The organism is Clostridium sp. AM22-11AC (assembly GCF_003473545.1).
In the GTDB taxonomy this organism is placed as follows: domain Bacteria; phylum Bacillota; class Clostridia; order Lachnospirales; family Lachnospiraceae; genus Enterocloster.
Genome location: NZ_QUCM01000007.1, coordinates 63,167 through 79,004, shown reverse-complemented (window position 1 = coordinate 79,004; position 15,838 = coordinate 63,167). Strand labels below are relative to the sequence as shown.

At 46.0% G+C, this 15,838-nt stretch carries 19 protein-coding genes; all 19 read left to right on the top strand.

Features of this window, described 5'->3' with window-relative positions; genetic code table 11:
• The first annotated feature begins 6 nt into the window (after nt 1-6).
• The 19 genes from rpsD (at nt 7) to DW251_RS09050 (ending at nt 15,774) form a co-directional block, all read left to right on the top strand.
• Nucleotides 7-600, top strand: a complete 594-nt coding sequence (gene rpsD, locus DW251_RS09135) for a 30S ribosomal protein S4 (RefSeq protein ID WP_021869268.1) — start codon at nt 7-9, stop codon at nt 598-600.
• A gap of 111 nt (nt 601-711) precedes the next feature.
• Nucleotides 712-1,674, top strand: a complete 963-nt coding sequence (locus tag DW251_RS09130; RefSeq protein ID WP_021869267.1) for a DNA-directed RNA polymerase subunit alpha — start codon at nt 712-714, stop codon at nt 1,672-1,674.
• Nucleotides 1,675-1,842: 168 nt separating this feature from the next.
• Nucleotides 1,843-2,379: a L17 family ribosomal protein gene (locus tag DW251_RS09125; RefSeq protein WP_021869266.1), complete on the top strand. Its 537-nt coding sequence runs from the start codon at nt 1,843-1,845 to the stop codon at nt 2,377-2,379.
• A 192-nt stretch (nt 2,380-2,571) separates the two neighbouring features.
• Nucleotides 2,572-3,840 (top strand): N-acetylmuramoyl-L-alanine amidase family protein, encoded by a 1,269-nt coding sequence (locus DW251_RS09120; RefSeq protein WP_021869265.1) that lies wholly within the window; start codon nt 2,572-2,574, stop codon nt 3,838-3,840.
• A gap of 164 nt (nt 3,841-4,004) precedes the next feature.
• A complete protein-coding gene (locus DW251_RS18290) occupies nt 4,005-4,868 on the top strand; it encodes an energy-coupling factor transporter ATPase (RefSeq protein ID WP_021869264.1) in 864 nt (287 codons plus the stop codon).
• A gap of 9 nt (nt 4,869-4,877) precedes the next feature.
• A complete protein-coding gene (locus DW251_RS18285) occupies nt 4,878-5,744 on the top strand; it encodes an energy-coupling factor transporter ATPase (RefSeq protein WP_021869263.1) in 867 nt (288 codons plus the stop codon).
• A 2-nt stretch (nt 5,745-5,746) separates the two neighbouring features.
• Entirely contained in the window at nt 5,747-6,547 is an 801-nt protein-coding gene (locus tag DW251_RS09105) for an energy-coupling factor transporter transmembrane component T (protein WP_021869262.1), read from the top strand.
• A gap of 85 nt (nt 6,548-6,632) precedes the next feature.
• A complete protein-coding gene (gene truA / locus DW251_RS09100; protein ID WP_021869261.1) occupies nt 6,633-7,379 on the top strand; it encodes a tRNA pseudouridine(38-40) synthase TruA in 747 nt (248 codons plus the stop codon).
• Between the two features lie 219 nt (nt 7,380-7,598).
• The gene (gene rplM, locus DW251_RS09095) at nt 7,599-8,027 is read left to right on the top strand and encodes a 50S ribosomal protein L13 (RefSeq protein WP_118300830.1); all 429 of its coding nucleotides are present in this window, start codon (nt 7,599-7,601) and stop codon (nt 8,025-8,027) included.
• Between the two features lie 24 nt (nt 8,028-8,051).
• Complete coding sequence (gene rpsI / locus DW251_RS09090) at nt 8,052-8,444, top strand: 30S ribosomal protein S9 (RefSeq protein ID WP_118300828.1); 393 nt, start codon at nt 8,052-8,054, stop codon at nt 8,442-8,444.
• Nucleotides 8,445-8,877: 433 nt separating this feature from the next.
• Nucleotides 8,878-9,708, top strand: coding sequence for a phage antirepressor Ant (locus DW251_RS09085; RefSeq protein ID WP_002576413.1), 831 nt, complete (start codon nt 8,878-8,880; stop codon nt 9,706-9,708).
• On the top strand, nt 9,705-9,872 hold the full coding sequence (locus DW251_RS17935) for a hypothetical protein (RefSeq protein ID WP_171032223.1): 168 nt from the start codon (nt 9,705-9,707) through the stop codon (nt 9,870-9,872). Before DW251_RS09085 ends, DW251_RS17935 begins: the two co-directional genes overlap by 4 nt.
• A complete protein-coding gene (locus DW251_RS09080; protein WP_097772875.1) occupies nt 9,853-10,527 on the top strand; it encodes a helix-turn-helix domain-containing protein in 675 nt (224 codons plus the stop codon). The genes DW251_RS17935 and DW251_RS09080 overlap by 20 nt, the downstream gene beginning before the upstream one ends.
• Nucleotides 10,524-11,369, top strand: a complete 846-nt coding sequence (locus tag DW251_RS09075; RefSeq protein ID WP_005929990.1) for an ATP-binding protein — start codon at nt 10,524-10,526, stop codon at nt 11,367-11,369. Before DW251_RS09080 ends, DW251_RS09075 begins: the two co-directional genes overlap by 4 nt.
• A 75-nt stretch (nt 11,370-11,444) precedes the next feature.
• Complete coding sequence (locus DW251_RS09070) at nt 11,445-12,353, top strand: ParB/RepB/Spo0J family partition protein (protein ID WP_117963962.1); 909 nt, start codon at nt 11,445-11,447, stop codon at nt 12,351-12,353.
• Between the two features lie 13 nt (nt 12,354-12,366).
• Nucleotides 12,367-12,873, top strand: a complete 507-nt coding sequence (locus tag DW251_RS09065) for a hypothetical protein (protein WP_005929984.1) — start codon at nt 12,367-12,369, stop codon at nt 12,871-12,873.
• A 10-nt stretch (nt 12,874-12,883) separates the two neighbouring features.
• Nucleotides 12,884-13,519 (top strand): DUF3846 domain-containing protein, encoded by a 636-nt coding sequence (locus tag DW251_RS09060; RefSeq protein WP_117963961.1) that lies wholly within the window; start codon nt 12,884-12,886, stop codon nt 13,517-13,519.
• Between the two features lie 18 nt (nt 13,520-13,537).
• A complete protein-coding gene (locus tag DW251_RS09055) occupies nt 13,538-14,020 on the top strand; it encodes a PcfB family protein (RefSeq protein WP_005929980.1) in 483 nt (160 codons plus the stop codon).
• Nucleotides 14,017-15,774 (top strand): VirD4-like conjugal transfer protein, CD1115 family, encoded by a 1,758-nt coding sequence (locus tag DW251_RS09050; RefSeq protein ID WP_005929977.1) that lies wholly within the window; start codon nt 14,017-14,019, stop codon nt 15,772-15,774. Before DW251_RS09055 ends, DW251_RS09050 begins: the two co-directional genes overlap by 4 nt.
• Nucleotides 15,775-15,838 lie beyond the last annotated feature (64 nt).

Here is a 15,838-nt window from a genome sequence, read left to right as displayed (position 1 = left end):
ATTAAAGTGGCAGTAGATAGAGTTCCTGTTCTTAAAAGATGCAGATCCCTCGGTATGGATCCAATCTATTTAGGAATTGATAAAAAATCTAACAGAGAATCTAAAAGAGCAAACAAGAAGTTAAGTGAATATGGCATGCAGTTAAGAGAAAAGCAGAAAGCTAAATTCATTTACGGCGTATTAGAGAAACCTTTCCGTAACTACTACGCAAAGGCTTCCAAGATGAACGGTATGGTTGGTACCAACCTGATGATCCTTCTTGAGTGCCGTCTGGACAACGTTCTGTTCCGTATGGGATTTGGACGTACACGTAAAGAAACCAGACAGATCGTTGATCACAAGCACGTTCTGGTTAATGGCAAGCAGGTAAACATCCCATCTTACCAGGTTAAGGCTGGCGATGTAATCGAGATCAAAGAGAAGTTCAAATCTGCTCAGAGATACAAAGACATTCTGGAAGTAACCGCTGGTCGTATGGTTCCTGCATGGCTGGAGTCTGATCAGGAAAATCTGCGCGGTACCGTTAAGGAACTGCCAACCAGAGATGAAATTGATGTTCCAGTAAATGAGATGCTTATCGTCGAGTTGTACTCCAAATAATCCATCAATATATGAAAGATTGAAAAGTATGCCTGTCTTATTTTGGACAGGTATACTTTGCTGGATTTAACCCTCGATATTTGATAGAAACCCAAAAAGGAGGGGCTATTAGTGTTCGATTTTGAAAAACCAAACATTGAAATCGCAGAGATTTCAGAAGACAAGAGATACGGCAAGTTTGTAGTTGAACCACTTGAAAGAGGTTACGGTACTACACTGGGCAATTCCCTGAGAAGAATTATGCTTTCTTCTTTACCCGGAGCCGCAGTGAGTCAGGTAAAAATCGATGGCGTTTTGCATGAGTTCAGTTCTATTCCAGGTGTTAAGGAAGATGTAACTGAGATCATTATGAACATCAAAAGCTTAGCGATCAAGAACAACAGCGATACCGATGAACCGAAGGTTGCATACATTGAGTTTGAAGGCGAAGGCGTGATTACAGCTGCTGATATTCAGGCAGATGCTGATATCGAGATCATGAATCCGGATCAGGTAATCGCAACTTTAAGCGGCGGCGCTGACAGCAAGTTCTATATGGAACTGACTATCACCAAGGGCCGTGGATATGTAAGCGCTGACAAGAACAAGAATGCAGATCTTCCAATTGGTGTGATCGCAGTTGATTCTATCTATACTCCAGTTGAGCGTGTTAATATGGCTGTTGCCAACACCCGTGTTGGACAGCAGACAGACTATGACAAGCTGACTCTGGAAATTTATACTAACGGCACCCTGGCTCCTGATGAAGCAGTCAGCCTTGCTGCAAAGGTATTAAGCGAGCATCTGAATCTTTTCATTGACCTTTCTGAAAATGCCAAGACCGCTGAGATCATGGTAGAGAAAGAAGACAATGAGAAAGAAAAAGTACTTGAGATGAACATCGACGAACTGGAACTTTCTGTTCGTTCTTACAATTGTCTGAAGAGAGCCGGAATCAATACGGTAGAAGAACTGTGCAACAGAACTTCTGAGGATATGATGAAGGTTCGTAACCTTGGCCGTAAGTCCTTAGAGGAAGTACTTGCCAAGTTAAAAGAATTAGGCTTACAGCTGAATCCTAGTGACGAAGCATAAGTTATGATTGAAAGCTGTGGGAAGTCCCCACATAACCTTAGCCAGTAAGTCCAATGAAGCATGGCGCGGGTTGCCACTATAAAAAATAAACAGGTGGGTAAGATGCGCCTCTACCAGTAAGTCCGATGATGCATGGAAAGGTGTTCCACCGATCAGGAGGAAAGAATAATGGCAGGATATAGAAAATTAGGAAGAACATCCAATCAGAGAAAGGCTATGATCAGAAGCCAGGTAACTGCACTGTTATATCATGGTCACATCAAAACAACTGAAACCAGAGCAAAAGAGATCCGCAAAGTTGCTGAGGGTCTGATCGCACTGGCTGTTAAGGAAAAAGATAACTTCGAGACTGTAAAGGTTACTGCTAAGGTTGCTCGTAAAGATGCAAACGGCAAGCGCGTTAAAGAAGTAGTAGACGGCAAGAAAGTAACTGTTTACGATGAAGTTGAGAAGGAAATCAAGAAGGACAGCGCTTCCAGACTTCACGCTAGAAGACAGATGTTAAAGGTTCTTTACGGTGTAACTGAGGTTCCTACCCAGGCAGCTGGAAAGAAGAACGGCACCAAGTCTGTTGATCTGGTAGCTAAGTTATTTGATGAAGTTGCTCCTAAGTACGTTAGCCGCAATGGTGGTTACACCAGAATCGTTAAGATCGGCCAGCGTAAGGGCGATGCAGCTATGGAAGTTCTGCTTGAGTTAGTTTAATCATTAACTTATATTGATCTGAATATAGTTATGCAGGCGACTGCAGGTACTGTCAAAGGTATCTGCAGTCTTTTTTTTGCGGATTTTGTGAGCGATGCTGTATTCCGTCAGAGGTTTGAAAGAATATCGTAAGTTGATAAAACCCATATCCTGCTTTATAATGAAAGTACAAAATGGAGGAGGGTATGGCTTATGTTGAATTTAAAAAGAATGGTATGTATGCTGCTGACAGCAGGGATGTTTACTACCGCACTTCCTGTTCAGGCACTGGCAGCATCTGACTATCAGTATATTACGAATATTTCCCTGAAAGTAGAAGTTGACCTGGATGCAGGAGATGAGGTCAACAGCGGTGACAGTGTAGGAACATCCAAAGATGATTCCGGAACAAAGGTTTATACTACATCAGACAAATACAGTGTAGAGTCTGCTGAATGGACCAATAATAAAGATGTGTCTATCGGAGATACTCCAAAGATCACTGTATGGCTGGAACCAGACTCTTCATCCAGCTCAAAGTATGAATACAGATTTCGCAGTAGCTATGGCTCAAGCAAGGTAAGCATCAGCGGCGGTGAATTTGTATCCTGCAGTAAGAGCGGCAGCAGTTTAAAAGTGGTTCTTCGTGTCAATGGGGTAAAGGGCACTTATGAAGCACCAAAGGAAGCTGAATGGGGAAGCGGAAAAGGAAAAGCAACCTGGAAAGCACCAGATGATAAGACCGGTTATTATGATGTGATCTTATATAAGGGTTCCACAGTTATGAAGAAACTGGAAGATTACAATGGTACTTCTTACAATTTCTATCCTTATATGACAAAAGAAGGAGATTATACCTTTAAAGTACGTACTGTTCCTCATACAGATGAGCAGAAGCGCTATGGTAAGAAGAGTGAATGGACCGAGTCAGACAGCAAGTATATTGATGAAGATGATGTATCAGATGGCTCTGGACAGGACAACAGTTCCAATGGAAGTAACAGCGGTGGTATCACCCCTGGAGGCGGTACTACGGATGCTGGCTGGAAACAGGATAACAACGACTGGTATTTTAAATACCCGGATGGCAATTATGTAAAGAATAACTGGCTGCAGTGGAATAATAAATGGTATCTCTTTGATAACAGCGGAAAGATGCTGAAAGGCTGGCAGCAGAAAGATAATCACTGGTATTATTTTGACACCACTAATGGCGGTATGAGAACTGGCTGGGTAAAAGAAGGTGACAAGTGGTACTACTTAAATCCAAACCAGGGTGGTCCGGAAGGTGCCATGATCTCCAACTGCTGGCTGACCATCAGCGGAAAGACTTATTTCATCAACCAGTCCGGTGTGATGATGGAAGGCTGGTATCAGATTTCCGGTAAATGGTATTACTTCTATCCGGGAGATGGCTCCAAGGCTGTAAGTACTTCTATTGGAGGCTTTCAGGTAGATGCAGATGGTGTATGGAACCATTAAAATATAAAAAATAAATCATACGTATATACGAAAAAGCTGCCTGAAAAGGTGGCTTTTTCTTGACTTATACTATGATATCATCTACAATTGTGACAGCTGTGGGAGTGCCAAAGGCACGTAGCAGCTGACTTTTTTATCAACAACATCACTTTGAAAGGAACGTCATGGGAATTATAAAAACAGCCAGACTGATCTACGAATATATCAGAAGAGATGAAGAAGAGAAAATAGAAGAAGTAAAGCGTGCCATAGACGGTGTTGACCTGGATATAGAAAAGGGAAGTTTTGTGGCAGTTTTAGGACATAATGGTTCCGGAAAATCTACTTTTGCAAAGCACATCAATGGTCTTCTCCTTCCAACAGAAGGTACTGTATGGGTGGGTGAGATGGATACCAAAGATGAAGAACACATCTGGGATGTGCGCAAAACAGCAGGAATGGTGTTCCAGAACCCGGATAACCAGATCATTGGAAATATTGTAGAAGAAGATGTAGGTTTCGGACCGGAAAATATTGGTGTGGAAACAAAAGAGATCTGGAAGCGGGTAGATGAAAGCCTGAAAGCAGTAGGGATGACGGCATACAGAAAACAGTCTCCCAACAAGCTGTCCGGCGGTCAGAAACAGAGAGTTGCCATTGCCGGTGTTATGGCCATGCGTCCTCAGTGTATTATTTTAGATGAACCTACTGCCATGTTGGACCCAAATGGACGAAAAGATGTAATACGCACGGTTCATGAACTGAATAAAAAAGAAGGAATTACAGTCCTTCTTATTACTCATTATATGGAAGAAGCCATTGATGCAGACCGTGTGATCGTTATGGACGACGGAAAAGTGATCATGGATGGAATACCAAAAGAAATCTTTTCCCGTGTGAAGGAATTAAAGGAACATGGACTGGATGTACCTCAGGCAACAGAACTGGCATTTGAGTTAAAAGAAGCAGGAATGCCTTTGACAGAGGGGATCTTAAGCAGACAGGAGCTGGTAGAACAGCTTACAGCGTTGCTTTCAGATGAAAAATAGGAGAATAACATGTCGATAAAAGCAGTTGATCTGAATTATGTATACGGAAATGGTACGGCCTTTGAGCAGCATGCCCTTTTTGATGTGAATTTCGAGATCCAGGACGGGGAGTTTGTAGGCATTATCGGACATACCGGTTCCGGAAAATCCACATTGATCCAGCATTTAAACGGACTGATCAAGGCCAGCTCCGGCGCTTTGTATTATAATGGAGAAAATATTTACGAAGATAAATATGATATGAAAAAGCTTCGTTCCAAGGTAGGACTGGTATTTCAGTACCCGGAACACCAGCTTTTTGAGATCGATGTACTGACAGATGTATGTTTCGGACCGAAAAACCAGGGATTTTCTGAAGAAGAAGCAAAGGAAAAGGCGAAAAAAGCTTTAAGTCTGGTAGGCCTGGGTGAGTCTTATTACAGCCAGTCACCATTTGAACTGTCCGGTGGTCAGAAGCGAAGAGTTGCCATAGCAGGTGTGCTTGCAATGGAGCCGGAAGTCCTGATCTTAGATGAACCAACAGCAGGTCTTGACCCGCGAGGAAGGGATGAGATCTTAGACCAGATCTCAAAGCTGCATACAGAGCGGAAGATGACTATTATCCTGGTATCCCACAGTATGGAAGATGTTGCCAGATATGCAGGCAGACTGATCGTTATGAACCATGGACAGAAAGTGTTTGACGGAACTCCAAGAGAAGTATTCCGCCATTATAAAGAACTGGAAGCCATTGGTCTGGCAGCGCCTCAGGTAACTTATCTGGTCCATGATCTGAAAGAAAAAGGACTGGATATTGACAGTGATATTACTACAGTGGCAGAAGCAAAAGAGGCGATCCTGGCATTGTGGGATAAAAAGAGAAAGCGGCAGGTATAAAAATGCTGAGAGATATAACATTAGGACAATATTATCCGGTGGATTCCCTGATCCATCGTCTGGATCCAAGAACCAAACTTTTTGGGACAATGGTGTTTATCCTGTCCCTTTTTGTGGCAAATAATATATGGGGATATTTATTAGGGACCATAGCACTGGCTGCTGTGATCGTACTGACAAAAGTTCCGGTGCGTTTTATCTTAAAGGGATTAAAAGCCATTGTGATCTTATTACTGATCAGTGTCAGTTTTAATCTGTTCCTTACACCGGGACGCGAACTGGTACGTTTCTGGATCTTTAAGATCACCTGGGAAGGAATCCGCCTTGCAGGTTTTATGGCAGTGCGCCTGATCTACCTGGTAGTAGGTTCTTCCCTTATGACATTGACTACCACTCCGAACCAGCTGACAGATGGTCTGGAAAAGGGATTGGGATTTTTAAAGCGGTTCCATGTACCGGTACATGAGATCTCTATGATGATGTCTATTGCACTGCGTTTTATTCCTATTTTAGTAGAGGAAACAGACAAGATCATGAAGGCCCAGATGGCAAGGGGCGCTGATTTTGAGTCTGGAAATCTGGTACAGAAAGCAAAAGCCATGATCCCGCTGTTAGTACCGTTATTTATCTCTGCTTTCCGCAGAGCAACAGACCTGGCAATGGCAATGGAGGCAAGATGTTACCGCGGCGGCGAAGGAAGGACCAAGATGAAACCGTTGCAGTACAGCCAGAAAGACCATGAGGCATATATGGTCTTTGCACTGTATTTTGTGCTGATCATTGCTTCCAGGGTTTATCTGTAAATGTATCCTGTATACAATAAAAGATAAGAAACAGTATAAGCAGTAAAATATATGGGACGCAGGAAAGTATAAGGAGAAAAGAAACATGAAAAAAAGGGTCCTTCTGAGAGTGGCCTATGACGGGACCAACTATCACGGCTGGCAGGTACAGCCGGGAGCAGTGACCATTGAGCAGGTGTTAAATGAAAAACTGACAGAACTTTTAGGGGAACCTATTGAAGTGATCGGAGCCAGCCGCACAGACTCCGGCGTTCATGCTATGGGAAATGTGGCAGTATTTGACACAGAACATCGTATGCCTGCGGACAAGATCTGTTTCGCTTTAAACCAGCGGCTCCCGGAAGACATCCGCATTCAGTCATCTATGGAAGTGGAGCCGGACTGGCATCCGAGAAAACATCACTGCACCAAAACGTATGAATATAAAATATTAAACCGCAAGATGGAAGTACCGTCCCTGCGTCTGTACACCCATTTCTGCCATTTTGACTTAGACCTGGATCAGATGCGCCAGGCTGCCAAACTGCTGACAGGAGAACATGATTATAAAAGTTTCTGCAATGTTCGTACCCAGGTATTAGATACTGTGCGTACTGTATACAGTATTGATATAGAAAAAGACAGTAATGATGTGATCACCATACGGGTACGGGGAAACGGCTTCCTTTATAATATGGTCCGCATCCTTGCAGGAACCCTTATGGCAGTGGGAATGGGCCAGAGAAAACCGGAGGAAATGCCGGATATCCTTGCAGCCTGTGACCGGGCGGCGGCAGGTCCAACAGCGCCTGCAAAAGGTCTGATGTTAGTGGGAATGGAATATCAGGATTAAAAATGGAAAAATCCTTGAAAATATAAGGATTTAGCCAAGAAAATGGCTTGACATGGCAAAACAGATATTATATAATAAGAAACTGTGACGTTGAGAGTAAATGCTCATCCAAAGCCCCGGAGCGGAGCATTTCATTGATAAATACTTCCCAATATTTATCACATATAGCGATCATCTGAAAAGATGTAATTTAGGTTGAAATTAACAGGAGGTTAACCAATGAAGAGTTTTATGGCTAGTCCAGCGACAATTGAGAGAAAATGGTACGTAGTTGATGCTACAGGTTATACATTAGGACGTTTATCATCTGAGGTAGCTAAAGTTTTAAGAGGAAAGAATAAGCCAATCTTTACCCCACACATTGACTGTGGTGATTATGTAATCGTAGTTAATGCTGATAAGGTAAAAGTTACCGGCAAGAAGTTAGATCAGAAAGTATATTACAACCACTCTGATTACGTAGGTGGCATGAGAGAAACCACTCTGCGTGAAATGATGGCTAAGAAGCCTGAGAAGGTTGTTGAGTTAGCAGTTAAGGGTATGCTTCCAAAGGGACCTCTGGGAAGAAGCATGTTTACAAAGCTTCATGTATATGCAGGCCCAGAGCATGAGCAGGCAGCACAGAAACCAGAAGTTTTAACATTTTAATGAGGATCGGAGGAAGAAAGTATCATGGCTAGCGCAAAATTTTACGGAACAGGCAGAAGAAAAAAATCTATCGCCAGAGTATATTTAGTACCAGGTACAGGTAATATCACCATCAACAAGAGAGACATCGATGAATATCTTGGTCTTGAAACTTTAAAGCTGATCGTTCGTCAGCCATTAGTTGCAACTGAGACAGTTGACAAGTTCGATGTATTAGTAAACGTTCGCGGCGGCGGCACAACAGGACAGGCTGGTGCAATCCGTCACGGTATCTCCAGAGCACTTCTTCAGGCAGACGCTGATTACAGACCAGTTCTGAAGAAAGCAGGTTTCTTAACCAGAGACCCAAGAATGAAGGAAAGAAAGAAGTACGGCCTCAAAGCCGCTCGTCGCGCTCCGCAGTTCAGCAAGCGATAATCTACAGCTTAATAATGCTAAAAAAGCCCGGAAATACGCCATTTTCCGGGCTTTTTCTATGCCTGAAATCGCCTGATTCCGATGGTGAAATTTGAGGAAATTTGACTTCAAATTAACCCATTTTGATGGGTTTACCATGGGTTTACGGCCTATTTTTGAGCCTAATGGGTGGGAAAATGGGTTTACAGAAGGCCATTTTGGAGGGGAAATTAGCCCCATATCCTTGACAGATTTTCGGCAAAAATCCGGCTGAAACGGAATGAAAAACAGTGTCAGGTTCGTTTGGCGAGTTCTGACAAATTCTGCAAAAATTTAATATCAGGTATCCTGTTACATAGAGCCTTGGCTCATTCTTTGAAAACGAGAATGGGTCGAGGCTCTATTTTTTTCGCCCGAAATCCGGCGAGACAAATTTGAGCAGGAGGTAACAGGTATGACGGATTTCAATCAGAAGACCCATGACACCGATGTGGGCAGTCATGGCGGACAGTCAAGGCAGATGATGGAGGTGTTTGAGAACCAGGAGTTTGGTTCGATCCGCGTGTTGCAAGAGGCGGGCAAGACCTTCTTCTGTGCAAGCGATGTGGCGAAAGCGTTGGGGTATGTGAATCCCTACGCCGCAGTGAAACGCCATTGCAGAGGCCCCCTAACGAAACGCGAGGGGGTCGTTCAGAAGGTGAATCAGTATGGAGATGCTGGAGAGCAGGTCGTTGAAATCTCCTTTATCACAGAAGGCGATGTTTACCGGCTGATCGTTCACAGCAAGCTGCCATCGGCAGAACGATTTGAACACTGGGTGTTTGATGAAGTTCTCCCGTCCATTCGCAAGCATGGTGTGTATATGAGCGATTCCATTTTGGATCAGGTGATTCAGCATCCGGAGGTCATCTACACACTGGCACAGGAGCTTGTAGCCGAGAGAGAGCAGCTTGAGGGTATCCGCAAACAGCTGGATGCGGCACAGCCCAAGGCAGACTACTTCGACACCTTTGTAAATTCGGAAGATTGCACCTGCATCCGGAATTTCTGTAAGGAAATCGGAATCCCAGAGAAGACGGCAGTAGCTCTCTTACTGGATCACCGCTATCTGTACCGCAGTCCAAGCGGCTGGCTGATGCCTTTTGCAGACAAATCTGCAAGGGGCTATTTTATTGTCCGGGATTGCTACGGCAGAAGCGGAAAACTGGTGCAGCAGACGAGAGTGACCTGCAAGGGAAAGAATCATCTCTTCAAGTTGTTTAAGAAATGGGGTGTGATCGAATGACGCTTTTTACAGAGGGACGCCTTCAGGCGTTTGAACGCATGATGCAGGATACCGGCAAATACCATCGACGGGAGGACAGCGAAGATCGTTCGCGCAAATGTCCGAAGAAAAAAACGGAGCCTGCGAAAAAGGATGGTGAGCACCATGCCGGTATTCAGGGTTGAGAAAAACAGCAATTACACAACGATGTGCAATTACCACCTGCGGGATCAGGGTCTCAGCCTGAAAGGAAAAGGACTTCTCTCTATGCTGCTTAGTTTACCGGACACATGGAACTATTCGGTACGGGGATTATCTTCGATTACACCGGATGGCGTAGATGGGGTGCTTACAGCTCTGAAAGAACTGGAACGTCTTGGATATCTGGAAAGGAACCAGCAGCGTGAGAGTAACGGTCGGATGGGCAGAGCGGAGTATGTGATCTATGAGATGCCAAGGAAAAAGCCGTGTTCGGAATCACCGTGTACGGAAAAGCCGTATACGGTAAATCCGGATACGGACACACCGGTTACGGAAAATCCCGCGCAATTAAGTACTAATAGAACAAGTACTGAAACAATCAATAAAAGAGAGAAGAAGGAAATCCAGCACCGGTATGGCTCATACGAAAATGTCCTTCTCTCTGACACGGAATACGGCAAGCTCCGGCAGGAGTTCCCAGGAGATTATCAGATGCGGGTGGAACGGCTCTCTGAGTATATGGCTTCCACCGGCAGGAGCTACAAAAATCACCTTGCCACAATCCGGAGCTGGGCAAAGAGAGAAAAGCCGAAGTATAACCCGGCAGACTACACATTTGAGGAAGGAGACAGCCTATGAGCGACATGGTGCCTGAAGTATTGAATGCGGCGTTGGATTCGCTCTTTACGCCGAAAGAACCCGGAGAGCAGGAATACCAGGGCGTGGACGGACTGCTGTATTGCCGGAACTGTCATACTCCGGTGCAGTGCAGGGTAAAGCTCTGGGGCAGAGACAAGATTGTTCCCTGCCTTTGCAGATGCCAGCAGGAAGCGATGGCGGAAAAGAAACGCCAGGATGAACTGGTGGAGCGGCAGCGTAAAATCAGGCAGCTGAAAGCAACTGGGATTCAGGAAAAGCATCTTCTGGAATGGAATTTTGGCGTTGCAGAAGACAACAAGGACATCCAGATGGCAAAACGTTATGTGGAGCAGTGGAAAAAGGTCAAGGCTGAAAACCTTGGCCTTTTGTTATGGGGAGATGTCGGAACCGGAAAGTCCTTTGTGGCGGCATGTATAGCAAATGCGCTGCTGGATCAGGGCATTCCGGTTTTGATGACGAACTTCTCCAAAATCCTGAACCAGATGGGTGCCATGTATTCGGAAGAACGATACCGGTATATCGCTTCGTTTTCCAACTATTCTTTGCTGATTCTGGATGATCTGGGAATTGAGCGCAGCACCGAATATGCGCTGGAGCAGGTCTACGCTGTCATTGATGAGCGGTATAAGTCCGGGCTTCCGGTCATTATCACAACCAATCTGAAAATTGCAGAAATCCGCAATCCGCAGGATGTGGCATACGCCCGGATTTACAGCAGGATTCTGGAAATGTGTACGCCGGTGCGAATCAGCGGAGAGGACCGCAGAAAGAGCATTGGAAAAGAAAAACAGCAGGTCGTTAAGGAGGTACTTGATCTATGAAGTGCAAGGCAAAAAAGGCGTTTTTCGCAGGTAAGAATGACATCTATCACCGCTGGAAGGAGGTTAAGAAGCTGAATGGCAAAAGCAAAAACCAGTATTACAACAGAAAACCGCAGTGGCTCAGCTGCCGACGCTGCGGCTAAGGAGAAGCGGACGGAGATGCCGTTTTCTGACCTGCATCCTTTTGAAGGGCATCCCTTTAAGGTGCTGGATGACGAGCTGATGGAACAGACCGTAGAGAGCATCAAGCAGATCGGTGTGGTATCACCACTGATTGTCCGACCTGACCCGGAAGGCGGATTTGAAATTCTTTCAGGACACCGCAGACTTCATGCGGCGCAGCTGGCAGGTTTGGAGACTGTGCCGGTCATCGTCAAGGAAATGGACGATGATGCAGCAATCATCTTTATGGTGGACAGCAACTTGCAGCGGGAGAATATTCTTCCCAGCGAGAGAGCGTTTTCCTACAAGATGAAGTTGGAGGCGATGAAACATCAGGGTCAGAGAAAAGATTTGACTTCGGAGCAATTTGCACCGAAGTTGTCTACGGAGATTATTGGTGAAGCTGTTGGAATGAGTAAGGATACGGTTAAACGCTATATCCGCCTTACCAACCTGATTCCTGAAATTTTGGATATGGTGGATGAGAAGAAAATCGCCTTTAATCCGGCGGTGGAGTTGTCTTACCTGAAACCGTCTGAACAGAAGGAATTTCTGGAGGCAATGGACTATGCACAGGCATCTCCATCCCTGTCGCAGGCACAGCGGCTGAAGAAGCTCTCACAGGAGGGCGGCTGCACGTTGGATGCCATGTGTGAAGTGATGAATGAAGTCAAAAAGGATGAGCTTGACCATGTGACGATTAAAAACGAGGTTCTTCGGAAGTATTTCCCAAAATCCTATACGCCGAAGCAGATGCAGGACACGATTATCCGGCTGCTGGAAAAATGGCAGCGAAGTAAACAACGAGATATGGAACGATGAGAAGGAGATTTTTATGATGATGAACTTTAAGAAGAATCAGAACAACGCAGTGTGCAGCATGGATTGCAAGAACTGCCCGCACGGTGCATCGCAGCCCAATCCGATGGATGATCCCATGTTTGAGAAGTCCATTGCGATGCTTCATAACTGGCTGATGCTGGAGGCAATCCGTGAAGATCACCCGAAGGAGCGCATTGTGATGGTGATCCTGCCGGGGGCTGGCGGCGAACTCCTGACCGAGGATGGCAGTCGAGACATCTTTGAGGATGTTTACGATGAGATGGAGGCTGATCTGGTGGCAGATGGGGAACTGCTTCTCCATTATGATAAGAGCGATGTGATCGAGACTGACAGAACCCGCTATCTGTTGGGAGCTGCGGAGGTTTCGGAAATCGACCAGAACGGCAACGAATGCAGCATCAATCTGTTTACGCTGGAACGCACCATCGACTATGTGAACGAGAACCTGACGGTGGTTTCCATTGGCGGCGAGTTGGTTCCGGCACTGCGCCTGATCTAAGGAGGTGCCTATGAAGAAATTTGATGTGGAGATTACAGAGACTCTCCAGAGAAAGGTTTCCGTGGAAGCTGCCTCACAGGAAGATGCGGAACGCATGGTGACGCAGGCGTGGAACAATCAGGACTATGTTCTGGATTCCGGCGATTTCACCGGTGTGGATTTCAAGACCGTGGGAGAACATGAATTGGCAGAGGCCAGGACAATGGATGTGCTGCTGGTACAGCCCAATGCCTATCCGAAGAAAATCAGTGTTGGCACGGAGCTGGAAGATTTGCAGGCCATGGTCGGCGGCGATATTGAAGTCACCTATCCATTTGAGGATGAAGTGGCCATTATTCTGAATGAATCCGGCAAAATCAATGGTCTGCCGCTGAACCGTGCGATTTACACCGAAGACGGGGATATGCAGGACATTTATGCCGGTGATTTTCTGGTGGTAGGGCTGACAGAGGATGACTTTGGTTCTCTGACTTCGGAGCAGATGCAGAAATTTGAGGAGCAGTTCCATCAGCCCCAGATGTTCGTTCGTATGGGGCGCAGCATCATGGCGATTCCGGTTCCGGATGACATGGTGAAGAAGATGGAGGAAAAGGCTGCAAAGCCCCAAGAAAAGAGTAAACCGGCACCGGACCGGGACAGTTTGTAAGGAAGGAGGCGGAGATTCATGCAGGAAGAAGTTGAAAATCGTACCGTCAATCTGGCAATCAGTACCACGAAACTGACATTTCGCACTATCGTGAATGGCTATAATGCGTGGAAACGGCACCATCAGGCAAAGGCGGCTCAGAAATCAGCGCAGATGCCGCTTGGAAAGCAGAGCATCAAAGAACTGATCGGTCAGAATCAGGGAGTCAGCAGTATCCCCATTGAGAAAACGGATTTGAAAGGCTTTGAACAGGTGGCGCGGAAATACGGTGTGGATTATGCCATTACGAAAGACCAAAATGTGATTCCACCCAAGTACACGGTGTTCTTTAAGGCGAAGGATGCGGATGCACTGACTTCCGCTTTTGAGGAATTCACCAACCGCAAGCTGAAAGCAAAGGAAAAACCGAGTGTTCTGGAGCAGCTTAACAAGCTCAAAGAACTGGTGGCTGCAATTCTGCCGGATAAGGTTCGTCACAAAAGTCAGGAGCGTGATCTATGAGTAATAAGACCAAGAAGCTGCTGATCCTGAACCTGCCGTACTTCATTGCCGGTCTTGTATGTACCAATCTGGGAGAAGCGTGGAGAATTGCCGAGGGCGCAGACATGTCTGAAAAGCTCCTCGGCTTTCTTTCTGCCCTGGGTGCAGCATTTTCCAACCCGATGCCAAGTCTGCATCCGCTGGATTTGCTGATTGGTGTGTGCTGCGGAGCGGGTCTGCGGCTTGCTGTGTATCTGAAAGGCAAAAATGCCAAGAAATATCGTCATGGTATGGAGTATGGCTCTGCCCGGTGGGGTACGCAGAAAGACATCGAACCGTTTGAAGATCCAGTGTTTGCAAACAATGTGATTCTGACCCGGACGGAGCGGCTGATGATGGGCAATCGCCCGAAGAATCCGGCAAATGCCAGAAACAAAAATGTGCTTGTGGTCGGCGGTTCCGGCAGCGGTAAGACGAGATTTTGGCTTAAACCCAACCTTTTACAATGTCACAGTTCCTACGTGGTCACTGACCCGAAAGGTGATATCGTAATCGACTGCGGCCAAGCCCTTTTGAAGAACGGATACAGTATCCGGATTTTCAATACTATCAATTTCAGAAAGTCGATGCATTATAATCCCTTCGCGTATATTCACAGCGAAAAGGATATTTTGAAGCTGACCACAACCCTCATTGCCAACACTAAAGGGGACGGCAAGGCCGGTGACGAATTCTGGACGAAGGCAGAGACCTTGCTGTATTGTGCTTTGATTGGTTATATCCATTATGAGGCACCGCTGGAAGAGCAGAACTTTGCAACGCTGATTGAATTTCTGAACGCGATGGAAGTGCGCGAGGATGATGAAACCTTTCAGAATCCAGTGGATCAGATGTTTGAAGCTCTGAAAAAGAAAAAACCGAACCACTTTGCTGTCCGCCAATATGCCAAGTTCAAGCTGGCGGCGGGCAAGACCTTAAAGTCGATTCTGGTGAGCTGCGGTGCACGTCTGGCTCCCTTCGATATTGAGGAAGTCCGCGATATCACCATGTACGATGAGCTGTCGCTGGATACGGTGGGAGATAAGAAAACGGCTCTGTTCCTCATTATGAGCGATACAGACCCGACTTTTAATTTCCTGATTTCGATGATCTATACACAGCTGTTTAACCTGCTGTGCGAGAAAGCGGATGATATTTACGGCGGCAGATTGCCGGTGCATGTGCGCTGCCTGATTGATGAGTGTGCGAACATTGGTCAGATTCCAAATCTGGAAAAGCTGGTAGCCACCATCCGATCAAGAGAAATCTCGGCATGTCTGGTACTTCAGGCACAGAGCCAGTTGAAGGCAATCTACAAGGACAATGCCGATACCATCATCGGCAATATGGATTCTCGTATTTTCCTTGGCGGTTCGGAGCCGACTACGCTGAAAGAGCTGAATCAGGCATTGGGAAAAGAAACGATTGATCTGTACAACACTTCCGATACCAGAGGCAACAGCCCATCTTACGGCACCAATTACCAAAAGGTTGGGCATGACCTGGCTTCGGTGGATGAACTGGCTGTGCTGGATGGCGGAAAGTGCATTTTGCAGCTGCGCGGTGTCAGACCGTTCAAGTCAGATAAATACGATCTGACCCAGCATCCGAACTACAAGCTCACTGCCGGTGCTGATAAGAAAAACACGTTCAGCATCGAGACGTTTCTCGATCATCGGCTGAAGCTCAAGCCCGGTGATAAGTACGAAGTAGTTGATGCAGATCATGCCAAATAAGTTTGTTCCGGTGACGAAGATGTCATGGGTACGCTGCTGGTAACAGAATAAGATAAGGGGCGGC